At 40.9% G+C, this 25036-nt stretch carries 13 protein-coding genes and 3 pseudogenes; 4 read left to right on the forward strand and 12 right to left on the reverse strand.

Annotation, left to right across the window (positions count from 1 at the left end; genetic code table 11):
- Positions 1 to 64 precede the first annotated feature (64 nt).
- Positions 65 to 3393: pseudogene (locus P4S60_RS10145) on the forward strand (MHYT domain-containing protein).
- A complete protein-coding gene (locus P4S60_RS10150; RefSeq protein ID WP_337115874.1) occupies positions 3390 to 4379 on the forward strand; it encodes a response regulator in 990 nt (329 codons plus the stop codon). Before P4S60_RS10145 ends, P4S60_RS10150 begins: the two are co-directional and overlap by 4 nt.
- A 16-nt stretch (positions 4380 to 4395) precedes the next feature.
- Here the strand turns inward: P4S60_RS10150 and P4S60_RS10155 are convergent, their stop codons facing one another.
- Together P4S60_RS10155 and P4S60_RS10160 are read right to left on the reverse strand one after the other, a co-directional pair.
- Entirely contained in the window at positions 4396 to 4797 is a 402-nt protein-coding gene (locus P4S60_RS10155; protein ID WP_337115875.1) for a VOC family protein, read from the reverse strand.
- On the reverse strand, positions 4790 to 5437 hold the full coding sequence (locus P4S60_RS10160; RefSeq protein ID WP_337115876.1) for an HD domain-containing protein: 648 nt from the start codon (positions 5435 to 5437) through the stop codon (positions 4790 to 4792). Before P4S60_RS10160 ends, P4S60_RS10155 begins: the two co-directional genes overlap by 8 nt.
- A gap of 135 nt (positions 5438 to 5572) precedes the next feature.
- Here P4S60_RS10160 and P4S60_RS10165 point away from each other — a divergent pair, with 135 nt between their 5' ends.
- Positions 5573 to 6763, forward strand: a complete 1191-nt coding sequence (locus P4S60_RS10165) for a class I SAM-dependent methyltransferase (RefSeq protein ID WP_337115877.1) — start codon at positions 5573 to 5575, stop codon at positions 6761 to 6763.
- Here the strand turns inward: P4S60_RS10165 and P4S60_RS10170 are convergent.
- From P4S60_RS10170 to P4S60_RS10195, 6 genes and pseudogenes are all read right to left on the reverse strand, one after another.
- Entirely contained in the window at positions 6760 to 7056 is a 297-nt protein-coding gene (locus P4S60_RS10170; protein WP_337115878.1) for a PilZ domain-containing protein, read from the reverse strand. The two genes, P4S60_RS10165 and P4S60_RS10170, sit on opposite strands and share 4 nt — an antisense overlap.
- 8 nt (positions 7057 to 7064) lie before the next feature.
- Positions 7065 to 7472, reverse strand: coding sequence for a response regulator (locus P4S60_RS10175; RefSeq protein ID WP_274168866.1), 408 nt, complete (start codon positions 7470 to 7472; stop codon positions 7065 to 7067).
- A 79-nt stretch (positions 7473 to 7551) separates the two neighbouring features.
- On the reverse strand, positions 7552 to 11442 hold the full coding sequence (gene hrpA / locus P4S60_RS10180; RefSeq protein ID WP_337115879.1) for an ATP-dependent RNA helicase HrpA: 3891 nt from the start codon (positions 11440 to 11442) through the stop codon (positions 7552 to 7554).
- A gap of 213 nt (positions 11443 to 11655) precedes the next feature.
- Positions 11656 to 12546: a peptidylprolyl isomerase gene (locus tag P4S60_RS10185; RefSeq protein WP_337115880.1), complete on the reverse strand. Its 891-nt coding sequence runs from the start codon at positions 12544 to 12546 to the stop codon at positions 11656 to 11658.
- Between the two features lie 91 nt (positions 12547 to 12637).
- Positions 12638 to 16324, reverse strand: coding sequence for an autotransporter assembly complex protein TamB (gene tamB / locus P4S60_RS10190; RefSeq protein WP_337115881.1), 3687 nt, complete (start codon positions 16322 to 16324; stop codon positions 12638 to 12640).
- Positions 16324 to 18031 (reverse strand): annotated as a pseudogene (locus P4S60_RS10195) (autotransporter assembly complex protein TamA). The gene tamB and the pseudogene P4S60_RS10195 overlap by 1 nt, the downstream one beginning before the upstream one ends.
- Positions 18032 to 18219: 188 nt before the next feature.
- On the opposite strand from P4S60_RS10195, the gene P4S60_RS10200 reads away from it, so the two are divergent.
- Positions 18220 to 18552 (forward strand): ribonuclease E inhibitor RraB, encoded by a 333-nt coding sequence (locus tag P4S60_RS10200; RefSeq protein WP_063707104.1) that lies wholly within the window; start codon positions 18220 to 18222, stop codon positions 18550 to 18552.
- A gap of 26 nt (positions 18553 to 18578) precedes the next feature.
- Here the strand turns inward: P4S60_RS10200 and P4S60_RS10205 are convergent, their stop codons facing one another.
- The 4 genes and pseudogenes from P4S60_RS10205 to P4S60_RS21535 form a co-directional block, all read right to left on the reverse strand.
- On the reverse strand, positions 18579 to 20324 hold the full coding sequence (locus P4S60_RS10205; RefSeq protein ID WP_337115882.1) for a DEAD/DEAH box helicase: 1746 nt from the start codon (positions 20322 to 20324) through the stop codon (positions 18579 to 18581).
- 68 nt (positions 20325 to 20392) lie between these two features.
- Positions 20393 to 20698 (reverse strand): H-NS histone family protein, encoded by a 306-nt coding sequence (locus tag P4S60_RS10210; RefSeq protein ID WP_063707100.1) that lies wholly within the window; start codon positions 20696 to 20698, stop codon positions 20393 to 20395.
- A 110-nt stretch (positions 20699 to 20808) separates the two neighbouring features.
- The gene (locus tag P4S60_RS10215) at positions 20809 to 23994 is read right to left on the reverse strand and encodes an ATP-binding protein (RefSeq protein WP_442961484.1); all 3186 of its coding nucleotides are present in this window, start codon (positions 23992 to 23994) and stop codon (positions 20809 to 20811) included.
- A gap of 327 nt (positions 23995 to 24321) precedes the next feature.
- A pseudogene (locus tag P4S60_RS21535) lies at positions 24322 to 24882 on the reverse strand (substrate-binding periplasmic protein); the annotation flags it as partial.
- Positions 24883 to 25036: the final 154 nt, after the last annotated feature.

Consider the following 25036-nt stretch of genomic DNA (forward strand, 5'->3'; position numbering starts at 1 on the left):
TTTTTCTCTAAATTCAGAACAATTTGTATTAGACTGCTATAACAAGCCGTTTCAAAAAAATATTATGCTCGCGAAATTTTTTATTACCGATCAAGACCCAAGCTTAATTGTGAGCGGCGTTTATGATCCAAGTTTAGTTGCTCTTTCTATTGCTACGGCTATTTTTGCTGCTTATTTTTCTCTTCATATCATTGATTTAGCTAATAGAACTCAATTTGATTCATACCGTAAATTAGGCAGTGCGACAGGTGCCTTGGTGATGTCTGGCGGCATTTGGAGTATGCATTTTATCGGCATGCTGGCTTTTTCATTATGCACCACCGTAGAGTACGACCCTACACTGACATTTTTTTCATTTATTCCTGCACTTCTAGCCTGCTATACCGCATTTTCATTTTTGAAACGCAAAGATTTAAAGCAAATACCAACAACAATAAAACTACTCATTGGCTCTGTATTACTTGGCTCTGGCATTGGTGCGATGCACTATTCGGACATGGCCGCCATGCAAATGAGTCCACTTCTTCGCTACGACCCAGCTTGGTTTGCAGCATCGATTGTGGTGGCTGTTGCATTATCTTTTGTCGGCTTATATGCGCGCTTTCACCTAGGTGAGTATTTTAAAAAACTCACAGTGTTACAAACCCGCGTCATCTGCGCCATTATCTTTGGCTTTGCTGTGGCAGGTATGCACTACATGGGAATGGCCGCAACACGCTTTGTTGCAACCTCTCCTTTGTTATCTGAAAACGTTCAAACCTCACAGCTCACTTTTATAGCCATTAGCGTTTCATTTGCTACCGTATTATTGACCGCTCTGGTTGGGATTATTAACGGCATGGTGCGTTTTCGCTTATTACTTGCTGAAAAATCGGCAGAAGAATCGCGCTTAGATGCCATTTTAGGCACCGCAATAGATGGTATCGTAACGATTAATATTCATGGCATTATTTTAAGCTTTAATAAATCAGCAGAAACTATTTTTGGTTGGCGCCAAGACGAAGTGTTAGGTAAAAACGTAAAACTATTAATGAACGACGATATAGCCGCGCAACATGATGGTTACTTAGCTGATAGTAGCAGGCATGAAGTTAAAAAAGTGATTGGCGTTAACCGTAATGTATTTGCAAAACATAAAGATGGTCATTTATTTCCTATTAGACTTGGCCTTGGTGAAGTAAAACAACCTAACGCAGAAACACTGTTTGTTGGCTTTATAACCGATTTAACTGAGCAACGTGCACTACAGCAAAGTCTCGAAGAAAAAGAGAAACAATATCGTACCTTAATGAACAATACCCCAGGCGCTGTATTTCGTTGTTTGTTAGATGAACACTGGACGATGAAGTTTATAAGCCCCAGTGTGTTAGAGTTAACAGGCTATGGGCCTGATGAGTTTACAAACAACACCATCACCTTCGCTGAGATAATTAATAAAAAAGATGAAAGCCGTATCAACGATGCCGTGACCAAAGCGGCAGACACCAATAGTCAATATGCTGTTGAATACCGTATTCGCCACCGTAACGGAAAAACGGTCTGGGTACTTGAGCAAGGTTTGGTCAACGAAGCCACAGGTGAAAGCACCAAATACATCGATGGCGTGCTCATTGATATCACCGCTCGTCACGAATATGAAGAATCACTCAAAAAAGCCAAACAAGAAGCTGAAGCAGCAGCACAAGCAAAACAATCATTTATGGCAAATATGAGCCATGAAATACGCACGCCAATGAATGCCATAATCGGCTTTAGCGACATATTAATGGATAGTCCTCTTAGTAAAGAGCAACAAAAGCATATTATAACCGTGAATAAATCAGCTCGTTCACTGCTGCATTTGCTCAATGAAGTGCTAGATTCTGCAAAGTTAGAAAAAGGAAAACTCGACATTCATGCTGAGCATTTTAACTTACAAGCCTTGCTCGACAATATCGTCTCGACTTTTTGGCTTGAAGCGAAGCGAAAAGATATCCTGCTTGATTTGATCATAGCTGAAAATGTTGCGCCTATTTATGTTGGCGATGAGTCTCGTATTCGCCAAGTGATGAATAATCTCATCGGTAATGCCATTAAATTTACAGAGCAAGGGTCTGTCACAATTACGGTGAGTCAAACTCAAAATAAACTATTGTTTTTCGAAGTACAAGACAGCGGTATTGGCATAGCCAAGCACCGCTTAGATGCTATTTTCCAGCCATTTGAACAAGCCGACGGCACCATGACACGCCGATTTGGTGGCACAGGCCTTGGCACCACTATTAGTAAGCAGCTTGTTGAATTAATGGGGGGTCAATTGGTGCTATCAGTGAAGAAGGTAAAGGCAGCTGCTTCTACTTTAGCCTTCCTTTACAAGAAGGTGATATCAGCCAAGTCGATACCTTAACTTGCAATCAATTAAACTTGCCAAAACTTCGCATATTAGTGGTTGATGATATTGAGCAAAATGTTGAGCTACTGAACATTTTATTATCGCAAGCTGGGCACACCATCAGTACCGCACAAAATGGCTTTGAAGCCATTGCAGCATTCGAGCAGCAAAGCTTTGATGTGATTCTAATGGATATTCATATGCCGGAATGTGATGGCATTACTGCCTGTAAAGAAATTCGCGAAATAGAGAAAATCAGATGCTTAAAAATTACACCTATCATCGCGTTGACAGCGAGTGTTTTACAACAAGATAAAATTACCACAAAGCAGGCTGGTATGAATGGCTTTGCAAATAAACCCGTTGACATTAACCAGCTGAACCATGAAATTGCGAAAGTGCTTGGTTTAGAAGTAAATAAATTTACTAGCAATAAAGTCGGTGATGAAAAAAAGCACATCAACTACGACAAAGGTGTTTTGATGTGGGGAAGCAAAGAGAAATTAAATACGGAAATTGGCTTATTCCTAAGCAATCATCAACAGAGTATTCTACGACTAACGGAACCAATGCTTAGTGAAGAAGAACAAAAAGCAATTTTGCATACTCTTAAAGGAGTCGCAGGTAATTTAGCCCTCGCAAAATTATTATACTTGTTATCAAACGCTGAGAAAGAACGTGAAAAGGAAAGCTTCCCTACACTCATTGCAGAGTGCGAACAGGAATGGCAAACGCTGATTGCATTGCTTGCAGATCAGCCGCAGTCTAGTTCACAACAGCAACCCATACACGAAACGTCGTTGGGCGCATTTATTAGCCAAATTGAGGCACTGCAAACGCAAGCTGAGCATGCAGAAATAGACGATGATTTATTAAGCCTGGTGCAATCCCAAGCACCGGCAACCTACCAAGATAAGGTTGTTGAAATTTGTGCGCATTTTGAAAACTTTGACTTTGATGCAGCAAGCACTGCTTTATCAGCTTTAAAGCACACTCTCCAAGCTGCTAAGGAACACGTATGACGCAAATCTCAGAACGTGCAAGAATTTTGGTCGTCGATGATGAACCAGCCAATTTAAAAGTGATCCGTGAAGTACTCGCTAACGATTATCGCTTATCGTTTGCAAAATCTGGCGAGCTTGCTCTTCAGCTTATTGAGAATGAACCTCCTAAATTGATTTTGCTCGATATTATGATGCCCGACATGAGCGGCTTTGACGTTTGTAAAGTATTGAAAGCAAATCCTAAAACTGCTCATATTCCTGTTATCTTTGTTACCGCACTTTCTCATGAGCAGGATGAGTCTGAAGGCTTTGCTCTAGGTGCAGTCGATTATATTACCAAACCAATTAGCCCTGCGATTGTCAGGGCGCGGGTTAAAAATCATTTATCTTTAGTGCAAGCTGAGCAACTGCAATTAGCCCACATTGATTTGATCCAACGTTTAGGCCGCGCTGCAGAATATAAAGACACCGACACCGGTGAGCACATTGCAAGAATGAGCCGCTACAGTAAAGTACTCGCCCTTGCCTATGGCATGAGTGAGTACGAGGCCGAACAGCTTAAACAGGCAGCGCCGATGCATGATGTAGGTAAAATCGGTATTCCCGACGCCGTGCTTTTGAAACCAGGGCGCTTAAATGAAAACGAATATGAGCACATGAAACAGCATGCCTTAATCGGTGCGAAAATTTTAGAGAACTCAACTTCGCCGCTATTACAACTTGCTCATAAGCTTGCCCTTGAACACCATGAAAAATGGGATGGTACGGGTTATCCGTATGGCCTGAAAGGCGAAGAAATCAGTATTGAAGGGCGTATCGTGACAATTGCAGATGTGTTTGATGCTTTAACCTCAAAGCGCCCTTATAAAAAAGCCTGGTCGGTTGAAGAAGCGCTCGACTTATTGAAAGACGAAGCAGGTAAGCATTTTGATCCGCAATTAGTTGATTTATTTATTGGTCAAATAGATAGCATCATAGAAATCAAAAACACTTATACCAGCTAATGACGAATTAAAGGCCTCATTTGAGGCCTTTTTTAATTGCATCGTAATCATGCGAAGTAATTTCGTAGCTATTACCTGCACAATCTTTAAAATACATTGAATAAGTAACACCGTGATCGGCAACAATTGTTTTAATATCAAATTGAGCGAGATGGTCAAGCCACGCTAAAAACTGTGCTGCATTTGCGCCAAAGGCAATACCCTTGCTTCTACCGTCTGCTTCAAACAATGCTAACCGTATCGTTTTTGCTTGGTCTTCTAAAGTTAAAGGCCCTTTTCCTTCATCCCAAAAAGCAAGCTCTGGTACTACACTAAAACCGAGCACTTGTTGATACCACTTTAGCGCAGCCGCTAAATCATCAACATTTAAGTGGCAATGATCAACACCACATAAAGATGGAATAGCCATATTACTCACCAATTTCTGTTTTTAACTGCTCTAAAAATTCGAGCATGTATGCTGTACGTCGTTTGGCTTCATCTTTTGCTGATGGCGTGTTCATACTCTCGCTAATGTGCAACAGCTTAATGAAAAAGTGATCGAGGGTATATTTTGTATCGTCAGGTTCGCGGTTTGAACAAAATGGGTCGTCTTTATGATACAAGTAGCGACCAATTGAGCCCCCTACTTTCATACAGCGACTCACACCGATTGCGCCTAATGCATCCATTCGATCTGCATCTTGCACTATTTGCGCTTCAACACTTTGTACTTTGATATTGGCACTAAAACTATGTGCCGCAATAGCATGATGAATAGCACTAAAATACTGCTCAGGATAATTAATTGAAGCTAAAAAGCTTAACGCCTTGTCTGCAGCCATGGTTGATGCTTGTGCCCTGTCTGGGTGGTTTTTTGCAACAGCAACACAATCATGTAACCAAGCTGCGGGTAACACCACTGCCATTTCTGCCTGCTCGGCAATACATAATTGTTTTGCAACCCTCACTACTCGCTCAATATGACTAATATCATGTGCAACATCGGCATGAAGTAAAGATAAAATAAAGCCTCGACACTGAGTTTCTAAAGCTGCAAAGTCTATTTCTGGCTGCATAAACAGGCTATCACCATTAACTAATTGAAATTATGCTTACTTTAGCGTGCTTGCTGGATTTGTTCAAAACATTCATTGTATGTTTGCCAGTGCTTCATTAAACTATGCCCCCTTTTGTTTGACGCGAGAACCCCTATGTCATCTGCTATTTACCTGCAAGCTGGTCGAGAAAAATCACTAAAAAGAAAACACCCGTGGGTGTTCTCAAAAGCCATTAAAAAAGTAAAAGGTAAACCAGGACTAGGTGATACTGTCACTATCTACGACAATGACGGCAAGTTTTTAGCCATTGCAGCTTACAGTCCGCAATCGCAAATTCGCGCTCGCGTATGGAGCTTCGATCAAAACGAAATCATTGACCAAGCATTTTTTGAAAAGCGTTTGCGCCGTGCCTATGCTGCGCGCGAACAGGTGATCAGCGAAGGCGGCTTAACAGGTTTTCGTTTAAGCGCTGCTGAGTCTGACTACTTACCAGGCATCACAATCGATAAATTTGATAATGTACTGGTGTGCCAACTGCTTAGTGCCGGCGCAGAGCGCCATAAAGGTGAAATTGTTGCTGCACTAATGACGATTTTCCCAGGCTGCGATATTTATGAACGTTCGGACGTTGATGTTCGCACCAAAGAAGGCCTTGAGCCAATCAAGGGCCTACTTTGGGGCAAAGAACCAACTGAACCAGTCGTCATTGAAGAAAATGGCTTAAAACTCGAAGTAGACATTCTTGAAGGCCACAAAACAGGCTTTTACTTAGATCAACGTGATAGTCGTGCAGCTCTTGAGCGCTTTGTTAAAGACAAAACAGTATTAAACTGCTTTAGCTACACAGGTACATTCTCGCTTTATGCTTTGCGTGGCGGTTGTAAGCACGTTACTAACGTCGATGTATCGCAGCCAGCACTTGATACGGCTAAGCGTAACGTTGAGCATAACAACCTTGATTTGTCTAAAGTTGATTTCGTGAAACAAGATGTCTTTAAGTTATTGCGCCAATACCGTGATGATGGTGTGCAATTTGATACTATTGTTATGGACCCACCAAAATTTGCTGACAACAAAGCGCAGTTAACCGGTGCATGCCGTGGTTATAAAGATATTAATATGATTGCGATGCAAATCTTAAAACCAGGTGGAACCTTACTTACCTTCTCGTGCTCTGGATTAATGGAACAAAATTTATTTCAAAAAGTGGTAGCGGATGCTGCCCTTGATGCAGGGAAAGACTTGTTGATCATGGAACGACTAAACCAAGCTGCCGACCACCCGATTGCTGGCAGCTACCCAGAAGGCTTTTATCTTAAAGGCCTGATCTGTAAGGTTTACTAGTTAAAACTTACAATTTCTAAACCGGCACTCAAGGAGCCATCTTGCTCCTTGGTTGCTCGTATCACACGGACTGTTGCATCAAATGAAGTAATCGCCGTGCTAGTCGAAGCAATTAACACCCGATAAAGACTGCCTATTTCTAACACTTCATCAAGGTGAATTGCCAGCCCTGTTGCACTTAAATCAGTGCACATAACCTGAATTTCTTCGCCATTAACAACATCTAATGGGATTAGTTTTGCAGGGGTATGAATTTGCATGCGGCGAAAGTCGCGTTTCTCCTCATGAAACATATGGCCTCCTATACCAGTGTTTTTATTTTCTCTATTAATGTTTTAACAGAAAAAGGCTTCACTACATAGGCGTCACACCCGGCATCAAACCCCGCTTTTTGTTCAAGCTCGGTTTCAAGGCCAGACACCATGACAACAGGAATTTGCTCTGTTTCTGGGGTGTTTTTTAGTAAGCGGCAAGTATCATAACCATCTAAGCCTGGCATACAAACATCTAGCAGTATAGCATCTGGTGGCTCCGCAATGGCAGAAGTTAAACACGATGTGCCTGAGTTAGCATAACTTAATGAAAACTCATCCCCAAGACTTGCTTTGAGCATTTCAAAATTAAAGTATTCATCATCAACGACCAAAATAGTTGGCCGTGGTCGATTTACCGTACGCTCAGAAACAGAGATCGGTCTTTCCTTTTCTATGCCCACATAATCTCCTTTTAGCATCTGTGTTCTCAACTAAAAGCAAGGAGGCGCCAACCTCATTGCTCATTCCTTAGTATTATAACTCACATTCTTTAATTGCGTTTAAAACACGTTTAGCAGATACAGGATAAGGCGTCCCTAGTGTTTGTGCAAATAAAGAAACACGTAACTCCTGTTGCATCCAAAATATCGCACTGATCTCTTCAGGAATTGGCATTCCCTTAGGAATTTTATTCGCTAATTTTTGATATTGCTCAGCTACTTTTTCAAGCTCAAGCACACACAACCTATCACGATTAGGATCAACAGGTAGCTTTTCTAAGCGGCGTTCAATGGCTTTTAAGTAACGAATTAAATCCGTCATCTTTGCTGCGCCGTGCTGGCTAACAAAGCCTTTGAACACTAAGCTTTGTAACTGTGATTTAATATCACCGTGCGCCGTGATCATGGTTAAATCAACGCGTCCTTTCATACGTTTATTTAACCCGTGAGCAATACTCAACACTTGCTCTACTTGGGTAGCAATCTCAACAACCGTGTCACCAAGCTCACCGCGAATTTGCTCTTTCGCTTTTTCAAATGCATCTGCAGTGCGGATATTGCCATATTTAATTAATAAGCTATCGACGGCTGCAGCAATACAGTCATCAATTAAATCATTGACCTTACCAAACGGATTAAAGTACAAACCTAATTTAGATTTGTTCGGTAAGTTTTGTTGTAAATACTTAATCGGTGATGGCACGTTTAATAACACTAAGCGGCGTAAACCTTGTTGGTGCGCCTGCTGTGCTTTGTGTTCATTATCAAATAGCTCAACCGCTGCTGAGTCTTTTTTATCCACCAGCGCTGGGAATGCCTTGATTTCGTATTGACCTTGCTTTTTCACGTAAGAGCTTGGTAGTTCACCAAAACTCCACTCGGTCAAATCAGCTTTCTCTATACCCTTGTCGGCTACTTTCGATAAGGTATCCGTTACCTTACCTTGTAACTGTGCTTTTAGTTTAGATAAATTTAACCCGCGAGCGAGTAACTTATCGTGTTCATCGCGTACCTCAAACTGTAAGCGTAAATGCGGAGCAAGGGTTGATAAATCCCATGCATCAGGCTCAACACGCAGGCCTGTCATGCGCAATAAACGCGTGCTAATTGCATCAATTAGGTTACCTTGCATCGGCTCAATTGCAGCGAGTACCGCATCGGCGTAGTTTGGCGCAGGCACAAAGTTGCGACGAATTGTTTTTGGTAGCGACTTGATAAGCGCACAAATTAACTCATGCCTAAATGCAGGAATGTGCCAATCAAAACCAGTTTCTTGTACTTGGTTTAACAGCGCTACTGGAATTTGTACCGCAACACCATCAACGGCTTGCCCTGGATCAAAATGATAAGCCAGTGGTAATAATAAGTTTTCTTGCTGCCAAGTATCAGGGTAATCAAACTCGGTAACATGATCGGCACCATGCTGCATTAACTCTTCTCGAGACATATGCAAAAAGCGCTTATCTTTTTGCTTTTGCCCTTTCCACCACTTATTAAACGCGGCACGATTATTTACATCTTGTGGAATTTTCTTGTCGTAGAATTCAAATAAGGTTTGTTCATCAACTAAGATATCACGGCGACGAGATTTATTTTCGAGTACCTGAATATCTTCAATTAATTCTTGGTTATATTGTAAAAAGCCTTCATTTTGACCCAGCTCTTGCTCTACTAAAGCGGTGCGAATAAACAACTCGCGACTTACTTTTGGATCAATATTGCTGTATACACAACGGCGCTTATTAACAATGAGTAGGCCATACAAGGTTTGCTGCTCAAACGCGATAACTGCACCTGGCTTTTTCTCCCAATGCGGTTCACTGTAGCTGCGCTTTACTAAATGCTGTGCAAAGCCTTCAACCCATTTCAAGTCTATGCGCGCGTTGATCCGCGCATAAAGCTTACTGGTCTCAACAAGCTCAGCCGACATAATCCATTTTGGGCTCTTTTTAAATAACCCAGAGCCTGGAAAAATATGAAACTGGCTGTTGCGTGCGCCTTTATAAATTTGTTTTTCATCTTTAAAACCAATATGGCTTAACATACCGCTTAATAAAGATTGATGAATTCGCTCGCTATCAGCAACATGGGTAGTGGCCTTCATGCCCATTTCATTACATACCGTTGATAGCTGATAAACAATATCTTGCCATTCGCGAATACGCATATAGGCTAAAAAGTCCTTTTGGCATAACTTTCTAAATTGACTATTGCTCAATTCTGATTGCTGCTCTTCAAGGTAATTCCACAGATTTAAAAAGGCGATAAAATCTGAATCAGGGTCATCAAAACGGCCATGCTTTTCATCCGCTGCACCGCGTTTTTCCTGTGGTCGCTCTCTTGGGTCTTGAATAGACAATGCCGCAACAATAATGATCACTTCACGCAGTGCACCTAAGCCATCGGCAGTCAGCACCATTTTCGCTAACCGTGGGTCAACAGGTAAACGGCTTAAGCTTCTGCCTGATTTCGTAAGCTCAGTCTTTTTATGGCGTTTAGCTGGCTTAATTGCTTCGAGTTCTTCAAGTAGCGTTAAACCATCATTGATATTGCGGCTGTCTGGCGCTTGCACAAACGGGAACTGCTGCATATCGCCAAGCCCTAAACCAAGCATTTGCAAAATAACAGAAGCTAAGTTGGTGCGTAAAATTTCAGGATCGGTAAACTCTGGTCGCGAATTAAAGTCTTCTTCACTGTATAAACGAATACAGATACCCGCTTCAATACGACCACAGCGACCTTTACGCTGATTGGCACTGGCTTGTGAAATTGGCTCAATCGGTAATCGTTGAACCTTTGTTCGATAGCTGTAGCGGCTAATACGCGCGGTACCTGGGTCGATAACATAGCGAATACCCGGCACCGTTAGTGATGTTTCAGCCACGTTGGTAGCTAAAATAATATGACGGCGGCTGTGCGGCGCAAAAATTCGGTTCTGTTCAGCGTTTGATAAACGCGAATAGAGCGGTAAAACATCCGTGCCTTTGAGGTTTCGCTTCGATAACGCATCGGCGGTATCACGGATTTCTCGTTCACCATTCATGAAAATCAGAATATCGCCAGGGCCTTCACCGCAAAGCTCATCAACGGCATCAAAAATACCCTGTAATTGGTCACCATCCGCTTCCATCTCGTCTTTATTGATTTCAGTGGTTGGTCTGTAACGAACTTCTACAGGGAAAGTACGACCGGATACTTCGATGATCGGTGCATCATCAAAATGTTTAGAAAAACGCTCAGGGTCAATCGTCGCTGAGGTGATAATAACTTTTAAGTCAGGGCGTTTTGGCAGTAAATTTTTTAAATAACCTAAGATGAAATCGATATTTAGGCTGCGTTCATGGGCTTCATCGATGATGATGGTATCGTACTGATTTAGGTATCTGTCTTGTTGAATTTCAGCCAGCAGAATACCGTCTGTCATCAATTTAATATAGCTATTGTCAGAAACTTGGTCACTAAAACGAATTTTAAAACCCACTTGTTGACCTAGCTCGCATTGCATTTCTTCTGCAATACGATTCGCGACACTTCGAGCCGCGAGTCGACGAGGTTGAGTATGACCAATGTATCCATCAACACCCCGGCCAAGCTCTAAACACATTTTTGGGATCTGCGTCGTTTTACCTGAGCCTGTTTCACCGGCGATGATCACTACTTGGTTATTGGCGATCGCCTGTTTAATGTCATCTTTCTTTTGGCTAACAGGAAGTTGTTCTGGGTAGGTCACTTTAGGCAAGGCAGCCAAACGATGCTCGCGTAATTGCTGCGAACGGCTAATATCTTCAGCTATTTTTTGCGCTATGCTCGCTTGCTTAGTTTCATCGTTGATTTTTTTGATGCCATGTAGGCGCTTTTTGAAGATGAATTGATCTTTGCGTAAACACGTTTTTAATTCGCCGAACAGCGGACCTAGGTTAACCACCCGATACCCTTATATTTCTTAACCAATAGACTGATATTGTATCAAATAATCTATCAGGTGGTCATGGCTTTATTTATGCCAATTCGCTTAATTAAGTGAACAGTTTTGAGGCAATAAAATCTCGTTGATAACAAGGCAAAAATTTCGTTATTTAGTTGTTCTAAATGAGAGATTTTTAACGCAGTTAGCGACAGATTTAATCCCTCAAAATGATTAGGTATTATTGCGAGTTGGCATAATCCTCTCGGTTGGGATTGGCATTGCACAAACATCGATGTAATCAGGGCTTTCAACAAACCATGCTTCTACTCGGTTTTTACGTGCTTCGATAAGGTCTTTAAAGGCATTTGAGTCTGTTTTCATCACCCTAAATTCACTGTTATCAGTGTCTTTAATATCTGCTAATACTTGCATATCTGTGATGGGATTAAATGCCTGACCTTCAGTGGCTTTACGCTGCAATAGATTAAAGTGTTCCATGCCTTCTAAAACACGACCAAACACGGTGATGTTACGGTCTAAATAGCGCTGGCTATTGCCGATGGTTACATAAAATTCAGTACCGCCGGAATTAATATCATTATCGCGGGCCATGGCAAAAATCCCTGGGCAATGTACTTGCCATGTTTCAGTTTGGCCTTGGTTTTGTGCCACTGCAAAGCCATTTAAAAAACCTGTTTTAGCGGCATAGCCATCAGGTCCTTTAAGCTCTGTAATCGCTAAGGGAGTCTCTGTGCGTAGATAAAACTCAGCGGGTAACCCTTTTTTGGCATTTTTAACGGGTTTATTTTCACTGGCATCACCGCCCTGCGCGACAAACCCTTCAACAAAGCGATACACACTTAGGCCTTGATAGAACCTTTCTTTGGCAAGCTGTCGCATGTTATTTGCGTGAATGGGCGCTAGTTTATCGTTTAGTTCGATATAAGCAGCACCCGTAGGTAAGGTTAATTTAATGACGTTTTCGGCACTGACTTTTCGCCACTCACTGCTACTTGCGGTTTTAATGATTTCGCCAGCGGAACGTTTTTGGCTTGTTTCTTTTGCAGCAATGGGTGCAGCTAATACTACGCCAAGACACAGAGTTAATAGACTTAATTTCATTGTTATTATCTTTTAAGTAATTGACAATTCAGCCTATTAACTTATGCCCTAATAAGCAAGTAAAAGCGATGTTTGGTCACAAGTAGAGGTATTAGTCCCAATCAAATTTATAAAGAATATCAACATTTTGATACAGGCCGCTGGTGACCTCGATATACAATTGCGACAACAATTGATAACGAACTGCCACTTCACTTAATGAATCAAAAATACCAACACTGTATTTTACTTGAATACCCGGTGTAACATAGCCAGATATTTCAACTTTGGTGTCATCCCCACTGCCGCTTGAGCTTAAGCTAACATCAGACAAGCCAAAGCTTTCACCGATTTTAGACACCATACCTTCACTGCGATTAACACCTTGGGCAAGCAGTAATTGAGTGAGCATCGCATCGGTTGAGCTATCTCCTTCATCAAGAGGTTGCCCATTTAATAAGTAAGCCAATGCTTGGGCTTGGTCCATCGCAGGCTCTGAAAATACTTTTAATGACGGTTGTTCAACGTTGCCTGTTAGCGTAATACCTGCAATCACGCCATTAGAGGTGTTATCCGGATTACGAATTGCCTTAATGTTCAAGTAAGGTTTATCAATTGAGCCGCTAAAGCCCACCTGACCGGTACGAATTTGCAAGTCTTGACCAAAAGCACGATAGGTACCTTGAACTAGGTTCAACTCACCCGTTGCTATCATTGGTGTAACTTGGTCCATACTGATATTAATGTCGCCTTCAACTTTCGACTGTAAACCAAACGAGTCAACGCGCACATCATTTTCAACCAACACCTTTAAGTTAATGGCATAATCAAAGGGGACTTTTTCTGACTGTTGCTGCTCAATATCAACAATCACTTCATCATCACTGACTTGCACTGCACCTTCTGGTAGCTCTTCAATCGCAATACGTCCCCATGGCACGACGACTTGGCCATCAAGATTAAACGCATTATTTTTTAATGACATAGTTAAATCTGGAGACACTTTAAAGGTGACATCTTGCTGAGCACGCACAAAAAACTCTTTACCATTTAATTTAACGTCAACGTCCGGTAAATCTTGCTGCCAGTCAACACCGCCAGATAAATTAAGCGATCCCCCTTCGGTGTCTTTAAGCTCACCCGTGAGCTTCGCACTTTGGTTATTAAAGGCAATGTTCATATAAGAGTTTTGCAGCGATACCGGCAAGGTTGCCCCTTCTAGATTGATTTTTTCGACATCAAAATCACCATTGAGTAATGGCTCTTTTAAAGTACCTGCAATTGCTAACCGGCCTTTTATGTCGCCTGTTAATTGCTCAAGTGAAGCAATAAAAGGACGTAGGTTTGTTAACTCAATTTTCTCAATAACCAAGTCGCCAGCTAAGGTCTGTTGATTTTGAATATCATCAATGTTGAGCTCTGACGTTACTTTACCTAACACTGATGAATCAATAGTGGCATTAAGTTTACCGACTTGTGCATCGCTCATTGCCGATACTTCAAAAACCTCGACGGGTAACTTGTAGACATTTGCCCCATCAATTAAGGATGCTTCAAGCTGCTGAGTTTTGATATTGGCACGAATCGTTTTCAATGCGCCATTATTCCAATTAGCAACAAACTCACCGTTTGCATCGCCAGTGACTTTCAAGTTATCGGGTAAGAAGTGTTTAAATTCAGCAATAGAGAGTGCTGCAAGCTGTGCATTTAACTGGCCTAATTGCTTCGTTTGCTGCAAGGTATCAAAACATAGTTTTGAGTTATCACTTTGCCAGCAATGCGCGACGACATTAAAGTCAAAGGTTTTGGTATTTACTTGAATATTAACCGGTTTATTAGTGCCAAAGCGCACCTGATTATCGGTAATAAGAATTTGGCTTAGCGCACCTTGCCAGGTTTCTTTATTAAATTTACCGTCTACATCAAATGATGCCTTGCCTTGATCTGCATCGAGTAAAAAAGTTACATGATGATCTGTTTTATCGCCACTGGCATCTAACTCAATTTGGTTAATTTTGTGTTCGCTAATAGATGCAGAATCAAGCACCAGTGACACATCTGTTTGCCAATCGGCTGCGTAATCAAATTGCCCTTTTAATGTTAAACCATCAACCTGAATATCTTGATAACTCAATGTATTAAGGACTAGATTTAAATCAACCGTTGGCGCAAGGCGCTCACCACGCAAGCGAAGGTCAGCAAAGCCCTTACCTTGCATAGGCAAGATATCTTGACCACTTGCATCTAAACGCAATTTACCGTCTACACGCCATACATCATCCACTTGTCCGGATAACGCAATTTCATTTTTGCCGCTTTTCACTTCAAGTTGTTTAAAACTCGCATGCAAGCTGCTATCAAGTTCAAAATCCGACAATAAGGTCACTGGCACGTCATTTACAGAGCCATTTAATTGTGTGTTATCCAGCGCAAGCTGCCACTCACTTGCCTGTAAATTGAATGAACCATTAAACTCACCAGATAAATCACTACTTAGTGCATCCGTTAAGTATTGTGCTTTTAAATGGCTTAAAACTCCTTTAAATTCACTTTTCACCCCATTTGACCAATCAACGGATGCATTAATGTCTGCTTTACTGTCGTTGGCATTAAGGCTTAACTGCTCAAGTTTTGCGTTTGTTAAACTACCTTGTAATTGCGATTTCACGGTCATTGCCGGTAATGCGTCTAACTGTGTGACTAAGCTCAAATCGACAGCATAAGCATCGGCATGGCCTTTCGCTTTTAAATCAAAGTCTGATAATTGCAACTGTTGTGTGTCTGTCGCAATTTGCCAGTTTGCTATCTGGCCTGTTAAATCAAATGGGTAATTTGTTTGTTTTAAATTCACAGTTCCTTTTAGCTCTGCTGGGTATGTCCCCTGTGTCACTAAATCTAACTTTAAATTCGCAAGCGGGCCTGAAACCGATAACTTCGCTTGATGCTCAGTGCTTTTTACAGACACTGCCCCCTCAATTGAATTTTCACCCGAAAGCTCTGCCATTAAGTTAGAGTGAAATTGCCATTGCTGATAACCTGCTGCAAACTTTTCAAGATTAATATCGCTTCCTTTGGCTGACGCAATCAACTCGATATTTTCAATAAGCTGAGCCTCTTCTGCGCCATAAGGAGTAACGGCAACTTTACTGATTTGAAATTGCTTTAGCTCAACATTAATCGGGAGCGTAATATCAATTGCGGGTAATGCTGGCAACTCAGTTAATGGGGCTGATTTAGGCTGCTCTTTTGCTTCATGCAGCATAACAGCAACATCAGCAATGGTCAGTGAATCCACTGTAAAATCCGATGCTTCGCCGCGACCATTTAAGTTTAATTTGTTGACTGTTACATCGGCACTCGGGTGCGCGAGATTAAAGCGATTAATGGCAATACGCTTCACACTCACTTTCATTGGCAGGCTGATTTGTGCAGCTTTTTCAATTTCGGGCTCTGCTTGAGTGCTCTGCTCGGTTGATGCCGCTTGGCCTTTAATGCTTAGATCAATCGATTGGGCGCTTAAATTTTCAAGACAGATACCATCACAGCGCCACCAGAACAAATCAATTTTTAGCTGCTTTGCATCAAGCTTAATGCCTTGGTTTTCAAAATAAACATCAAACGCATCGTTATATAAAAAGCGCCCTGATGGCAGCTTAATTGTTAAGCCATCAACTAACTTAGTAACTGTGTAAGCAATAAAGTGATTACCGGGTGCGGTAAATAACAAACAAAACACAATGACTAGCAAACTTGCCAACGTGATTGATAGAACCTTGGTTATCTTTTTTAACATCTTCATTAGATTTCAGGCCCTATGGTAATACTTAATCGGGTACTTTTGCTTTCTTTTGTTAAACCCCAAGCATGGTCGATACGTACAGGGCCAACCGGTGTTAAATAGCGAAAACCAAAACCGGCACCGACTTCAACGCGATCACTAAAATCATTTGTCGCAGTACCACTATCAACAAATAAAGCCGCGCGCCAATGCTCGGCAAATTGATAGTTATACTCAACGGTGCCGCTCATTAAATATTTACCACCAATTAAACGGCCCTTCTCATCCTCAGGCGAAATAGATTCATAAGCAAAACCACGCACACTTTGATCCCCCCGCGTAGAAACGAAGCGATAGCGGTACGTTGTTAATGTTATCGACTAGCATGGCGCCAAGATTGGCTCTTAAAAACAGCATATGGCGGTCTGCAAAGGTAGTTAACCACGCATTTTGCAGTTGCAATCGCAAAATATTGGTCGAAGACATCATGTCTTTTAAACCAAATTCGGCCGATACCATCCATTGATAACCTTCATAAGGTGTTGTGCCTCCTTCGGTATCCTTTTTCGCATAACTGATACCAGGCATTAGCATTTTTGCGCTTTGCTCTTCATCCCCTATTCGATAGGTCTCATAATCGCGTCTTAAAAAGGCTGTCCGTACCCAATCATCATCGGTTAGCCATTGCCGCTGAAGTTGCCCCGTGAATATACGGCTGTATAAATCATTGGTTAATTCATCTTCGAGCTTGTAACCCACAGAAAAACGCCAAAGATCATCATTAGGATCATCAACCGGCACCGTATAACCGAGTGAAATATCTTGCTGACGTTCTGACACATTCAAATTACTTTCTAAATAATGACCATCTTCGGTGATCCAAGGTTTAGTCCATTTAAAACGTACTTTTGGCCCAAGGTCTGTGCTGTAGCCGCCACCGACTTCATAGCTATTGGCAGGCTTATGTAACACATCAACATTCACAGGCACTTGATTATTTTTACGTTTTGCAATGTCGGCATAAACACGCACACTCGTAAAATAGGGTGTACTCGATAATGCTAAGTTGTAATCCGAAACTTCGGTAGATTTATAAGGCTGCCCTTGCTTAAATTCAGCCAGCGAACGAATGTATTTTTCAGCAGGTGTCTCACTACCGATGGTGATAACACCAAACTGATAGCGAGGCCCGGTATCAACATTAAAAATGATCTTTGCGCTATTATTTTTTAGCGATACCGCCAATTTATGCTCATGCCATTTCGCATCAAAATAACCTAACTCTAATAATTGGCTTTCAATACGTTTTCTTGCAGCCTCATATTTGCCATGATTTAAAAAATCACCTTGTTTGATTTTGATGCTGTTGACGGCCGACATGAATTCAGCATCATCTTTACCGGCGCCTGTGATAGTCACATTAATATCTGCAATTCGCGTAACAGGGCCACGTTCAACATCAACAATCAATAACTGCTGTGCGTTATCGAAATTAATTTTGATAGTCGGCTTATAATAACCAAGCGCTTTTAAACTCATTTCTACTTGGCTTTTTGCGTGACGCCTCAACGCCTTGGAAGTTTTTTCATCGACCAGTTGCTTAATGTAAAGCTCAACGTTTTTTTCGAGCTCATCACTGATCCCTTGAATTTTATAATCTTTAATAACGGTGGCTGCACTAATCGCATGCTGACTATAAGAGAAGCAGTAAAGCACGAAGACAAACAACAAATGCCGAGTATACAAAAAATATCCTTACTTTTTGGAAGAGTCATAATCTAAAATGAGTACAAAAAGATACTAGCACAGTGCAATAGCCACTGACATAATTGAAATGTTAAAATTAGTACGCGTTAAACAATTATTTTCGCTACAATAGCGGATAATACCTAGATTTATAATGAATGAGCGACTAAATGCACTTCCCTGATGACGAAAACGGTCAATTATTAGCTGAAATTGCTGACGCTGGTGTTGATTTAACCAGTATGCAAACTATCGATTTCTATATTCTTTTTGAGCAAAAGCCTGAAGCTGAAAAATTTGCTAAAGCCATCGCAAGTGATGAGCTTGCCCCTTCAACAGAGTTAACCAAATGCCCAGATACTGGGGTGTGGGAAGTCATTACTCGCGTGAAGATGGTGCCAGATCACACGTTACTTAGCCAAACTGAACAATACTTAGAAAGCATCGCTAATGGCCATAATGGTTATGGTGATGGCTGGGGTTTAATGGCCGAAGAAGAATAAGCCATTCCCACAATCTCGTAAGGGGATCAATGTAGTTGATTCGCCTTACGAAAATTGCCTTGATAATCAAATAGCTTTTCAGCCACTTTCCAACCATATTTTTTATTTTTTCGCGCAATCACAAAATCGGGTGCCAGTAATTGCTGCTGTAAATCGACAACCTGCTCAGCACTTTGCCAATCAATCGGGGTAAAACCTGGTGCTGCTCGTTTTCCAAACTGCTTATTAAAAATAAACCGCCCTGTGTCATTTGCTAAGTTAAACACCTCATCACAACTGGCTCCATCTTCATCATAATAGCTAACTTTAAGTAAACCTTTTGCGAGCATCTGTGCCGATAAACCACTACATCTTAATACCAAGGCATCTTTGAGATTAAGCGCCTCTCGCAGTTTATCATCAGGGTCTGCCATCATTGCTCCACAAGACTGACACTGCCTTGAAGCAATATCATTTTGTTCACCACACTGCTCACATTCTTTAAAACGAAAACGGTAATCACACTGTACTTGCTCTTCACCATCGTCCAGCAAGCCTTGGCAACGCCTACCAAAATGCTCAACCACTTTGCCTTCGCTGTCTGTTTTACCCCAAAAAATATTCGCAAATCCACAGCCGGGGCACAGCACTTGAACTGGTTCATTATCACTTTGCGCTTTTTTACTGCCTACTTCAGGGTAAAATAAATCAAAGCCGTTACCAGCATAATCAACAACTAAGCAGTCTTTTTTCCCTTCGCTTAAACGCAGGCCTCGACCCACAATCTGTTGGTATAAACTGACCGACTCGGTGGGGCGTAAAATCGCAATATAATCAACGTGAGGTGCATCAAAACCCGTCGTGAGTACGGACACATTAACTAAATACTTTATTTTTTTGGCTTTAAATTGATTAATAATCCGGTCACGTTCGTTATTATCCGTATCACCCGTGATAAGTGCCGTACTATCCTCAGGTAAGTAACTGGTAATTTCTTTGGCATGCATCACAGTTGCTGCGAAGATCATTACGCCATGACGCTGTTCACTGTATTCTATTACTTGATTGATAATAGCTTTTGTTGCACGTGTATTATCTTTTAATAACGCATTCATATTCTCAATGCTGTACCGGCCAAATGAATCACTCGGTAATGATGAAAAGTCATAATGACTAATGGCTGCATCAACTTCATGGGGTGGTGTTAAATAGCCGTTTTTGATCATATAGCGCGGCGGTAACTCAAAAATACACTTTTTAAATGGTGCCTCTTTATCCCCTCTAACAAAACCATGATAGTGATGATGATAAACCCAGCCCATCCCCATACGAAATGGTGTCGCGGTTAAGCCAAGCACTTTAAGATTGGGGTTTTGTTTTTTTAGACTCGCTATGACCTGCCCGTATTGACTGTTGTCATCACCGCTTACACGGTGGCATTCATCAATGATCAACAAAGAGTACGCATCGGTAAGCTGCTCTGTATTGCGAGCCAATGATTGCACACTTGCAAAGGTGACTTGCTCTGTTAAAGACTTTTGTTTTAACCCTGCAGAAAAAATACTCGCCTTAAAGCCAAAGCTAATATATTTCTCAGCGTTTTGTTCTACCAGCTCTTTAACATGCGCAAGCACCATAATTTTTTGTTTGGCAATACGTGCAAGTTCAGCAATAACCAGGCTTTTTCCTGCTCCTGTTGGTAATACAATCAGTGCCGCGTCGTCTGTTTGTCGAAAGTGAGCAACCGTGCGAGCCACGGCCTCTTGTTGATAGGGTCTGAGTACGTACTTCATGTTATCGGACTATAATCGACATAAAAAAGGGAAGCATACGCTTCCCTTGATATTCTTTAAAGCAAAAATTAAGCTAGGTGTTTTGTTAAATCCACACCTTGGAATGCTTTAGGACGTTTACCACGGCCTGTCCATTCAACGATTTCGCCATTAAATTCGATGCGGTACTTTGGTTTTACTTTTGTACGCTTATCCGTTGTTGCTACATCCTGTAGATCTTCTAATGTAAGTCCTTTTTCTTTTAGTAGATCGAGTACTTCTTTTTTAGCTTCTTGCTGTTGAGTATATTTCTCGATTGCTGTGTCGATTAGCTGTTTTGCTTTTTCTAATTCAGATAATGACGCAGATTTAACAAAAGATCGGATTTCTTTCATTGAGAGCTCTCTTAAATATTAAAAGTTAGGTTAAATGTTCAACACGACCTAGTATATGTTGAAATCATAAAATAATCTATTCTATGTTTATTTTTCATCCTATCTTTTTATTATAGCCATAGCTTAATTTTATATATGACATCGCTTAGCTCTGTAATTAACTTTTCGACAATTAATGTATCTTGCTGTTGGTTAAAGGTATTTTCCGTTGTCACGATTAGTTCAGACAAAGGTGGATATTGCAACATCACAATAGCGCCTTTAAGCTTATGTATTGCTGCAGAAACCTTTTCTGAATTTTGAGATTCCAAGTGCTCTTGTAAGGTATTTAAGTCACTTTGCAAACTGCTTATAAACACGTCAGCGAGCATTTTTGCGTCATTCTCATTTCCAAAAAGAGTTAACCAGTGTTGTTTATCTTTTATACCTTGTAAACTGATACCACTCCCTTCGTTACCGTTAGGCAAATCATCTGTTTTTAAATCGATAAACTCGACTAAACGATTATATAATTCATTGAGTTTATATGGTTTAAATAGCACACAATTCATGCCTGATTTGAGTGCTTTATTTAAACACTCTTTTGAATCATCTGCAGTAAAGCCAATTATTGGTAAACGTTTAAACTTTTCTTGGCTTCGTAATTGCTCTGTTAATTTAAACCCATCTAAATCCGGCATATGACAGTCTGTTAATAATAAATCAAAATGCCCTGTTTCAAGCGCCCTAAGTGCAGCGATGCCATCATCAACCATCACCGCTTTGATCCCCAGTTTTTGGCATTGCTTTTCAAGTAATAGCTGATTTGTTTTATTATCTTCAGCGATTAATATTTTCCCATGTATCTGTGTATTTTGCGCAGGTATGCCCTCATCTTCACTGGTATGTACACTGTTTATAAGCTCGCGTAAGGTGTCTGGGTATAATGGTTCTACAGGGAGAATATGACAGCTACAATTGGCTGGTCTATGTGCTTTTTTAGCACTTGCGACTAAAATATAGTTATTGTTTGCGGCACTAATAGACTGCTGCCACTGCTCTCCCCACAACGCTTTAATATAGCTCTCATCAATGAGAATATTGACAGCTTGTGAAAATGCTTCTTTATCAATTGGCCAACTTAATTGGTGGTGCTTAACGCCCATACTTGCAAGGTTATTCAATAACTGATGATCTTGACTACACACAGCCCAATTGATTGAAACAGCCTGTAGTTTTTGTTTGCTGACGTTTTTAAGTGGCACAGCAATGTACACATTAGTGCCTTTACCGTACGTGCTAGAAAGGGAGATTTCACCTTGCATGGCTTCAACCAGTTGCTTTGCCAAGCTCAAACCTAATCCAGTACCGCCATGTCGACGTTGAATAGAGTTATCAGCTTGCTCGAAAGGAGTAAATGTATGTGCAAGCTGTTCGGCAGTCATGCCTTTACCTGTATCTGATATTTCAATTTTTAAAGATTGCTTATCAAATAACACGTCACAACTTATTGAACCTTTTTCTGTAAATTTTACGGCGTTGTTTAACACATTTGAAAGGACTTGCATCAGGTGGCTTATATCAACCGATGCGAGCGTGTACGCCGCAGTGCGCCATATCAGATTGAACTCAAGCCCTTTTTGCTTAGCAAGGTATTCATGGGCACGCATTACACGACATAAATGTGCTTCTAAATCGACTTCGCGTAATTTAACTTCTATATTACCCGTACTGGTGTTAGCAAAATATAAAATATCATCCACTAATGTACGAAGCTTGGTTACTGAGCTGTCGATATGATCCACCAAATAATGCTGCTCTTCATCAAGTGGTGATGATTTTAGCAGCTCTATAAAGCCATTCACGCCAGACATAGGTGTTCTCAATTCATGGCTCATGGTGGCAATAAAACGGCTTTTTGCTAAATCAGCTTGATGTGCAAGCTGAGTGGCTTTACTTAAGTCTGCTTGTTGGCGTTTAAGTAAGCTGATATCTAACAAGATACCATTCCACCTCACCCCTTGCCTATCGTCACGTTTGTTAATTTCTGCATTGGCAATATAACGACACCAAATTTGCTGGCCGAGATTATTTATCCGAAACTCAATATCTATCATTTTGTTAAGTTTACTGGCAGCTTTAAAGCTCTTCGCGATTTGCACACGATCTTCATCAACAATAAAAGGCGAAATACAACCTGTCATACCGCGCTGATTAATCATTCTCGACGTAACCCCTAATAAGCTCTGTGCCCCTTTACTTATATAGGTATAACATCCCTCACCGTTGTCATAGTATTCATACTGGAACACGCCTCCAGGTATGGTATCTGTAATAGTTTGCAATAACTGCTGAACTGACTGATTCTCACGCTGCAAATGACGATGCTCCGTCACGTCTGTAAGTACGGTCATAATACCAGCCAGCTCACCATCTATACCCACATAAGGCTTCTTGGTATATAGCAGTTCCAGTTCTTTGCCTGCTTTATTGATGTAATTAATATGCTGATTAATAACTTTACCTGAATTTAAACTTTGCTCATTTTGTGAAATCAGTTTTTTTACGACTTTAATATCGCCACGCAGATATTGGTTATTTTCATCCCATAGATGAGCAAAGTTTTCTTTGTAGGCCCTGTTCCACATAATGCGTTTTTGGTGCTGATCTTGAATCACCACCATAGTCGGTAAGTCATCTATCAATTTTTGCGTGAAGTTAAGCTTACTGAGAGCCACTTCTTCAGCCTCTTTACGCTTTGCAATTTCACGGTTAATGGTTAAACGCCAGCTAATAAAATAGATCACCGAAACGGCAATCAGAATTAAAATGAGAATAGCCGTGGTATTTACCGTTTTCCTATCATAACCACGCTCAATACTAAAAATACCATGGCGATTAACAACATGGCTAAAATCATTGCTGGTCAATGTTTTGAACAGACTATCTAGCAAAGTCGCAAATTCTGAAAAATGTTTATTCACTAAAAAATAAATAGGCTGGGTATATCGGTATTTCGGATTGATATAAAACTCACCAATATAGAATTGGTTTAATTGATACGCTGCAATACTTTGCGGCAGGATCACTGCATCAATATTGTCATTCCTAAGTGCAAAGAATAGCGTTTTAATAGAGTCAAATGAAACCGTCTCGACTAACTCATTCGTTAAAAGCTTTTGTTTCGGATCGGCAAATACCTCTAGATAACCTATTCGCTTGGTGTTACTCGCTCGCTTAGAGATCAACACCATCTCTAAACTGTAATGAGCTGGCAGTGCTATCAACACCCCCTCATCAATTTTCGTGGGGTTCATGGTCGGAATTAAATCAATTTTATTGGCCAAAAATAGTCGTTCCAACTCTTTCGAATTAGCCGCAGGTATATACTTAAACTGAAAGTCACTGCGCTGAGCTAAAAGCTCAAGAGTATCGTTTAAATAGCCGTCAGCTTCTCCTAAATTACTTGTCGCATGAATTGGATAGAGACCATCCACAAATGAAAAAGTCAGTAAGTAATTATTTTCTTCTTTTTTATCAATACGGTTAAAATCACGCTTAAATTGACTATACGCTTTAGCGGCTAAATATTCTTCACTTGCAGAACTTTCCCATAGTTGTTTCGTGGTTGGTGAAATAGCGGCTAATACCGAATTAACTTGATTGCGTAATGCTGTTTTGCTTTTATTAAACATTACATGCAAGGTTTCGCTCGATAGCCAAACTGGGCTCACAACTTTCAGGTTTTCTTGAGAGCGATTTTTTAGTTGATGAGATAATACTGAGTAATCCCCCATAAAGGCATCAAACGAGCCATCTGCTACTTTTTTAAAGGCGTCTTCGGGTTTTATAAAACGATTAATAAATAGCGCGCCATTTTCAACTAGGTATTCACAATGTGAACTCCCTGTAATACATACCCATCGCAGACTCGCCAAGTTTTTTAATGCGTCATTCGCGATAGATTGATTTGCGACAATACCTCTAGGCGCTTCCATGAAGGGTGTTGAAAATAAATAATGCTTTTTGCGTTGTGCGGTTTTATTTAGGCCTACAGCAAAATCGATCTCACCAACTTTAAGCGCATCTAACAACTCATCTAAACTGTCGTAAACACGGTATTCAAGGTCGGCTTCAGCTAAGCGAGCGATTTCATTACTATAACCAACAATAACACCCGAAAACTGCCCATCAGCATCACGGGTATGGTAAGGAAAAAATTATAGTTAACGATACCCGCTTTGAGTTGTGTGGCTAAGACATCGAATGAAAGACACAGCGTCAAAAACAACACTATGATTTTATGGAAATAACTCAACTGAAACATCGCTTTTATTAAGGTTTTTTAAGTATAAGAGT

This window comes from Pseudoalteromonas sp. Hal040, assembly GCF_037162425.1.
GTDB lineage: Bacteria > Pseudomonadota > Gammaproteobacteria > Enterobacterales > Alteromonadaceae > Pseudoalteromonas > Pseudoalteromonas gelatinilytica.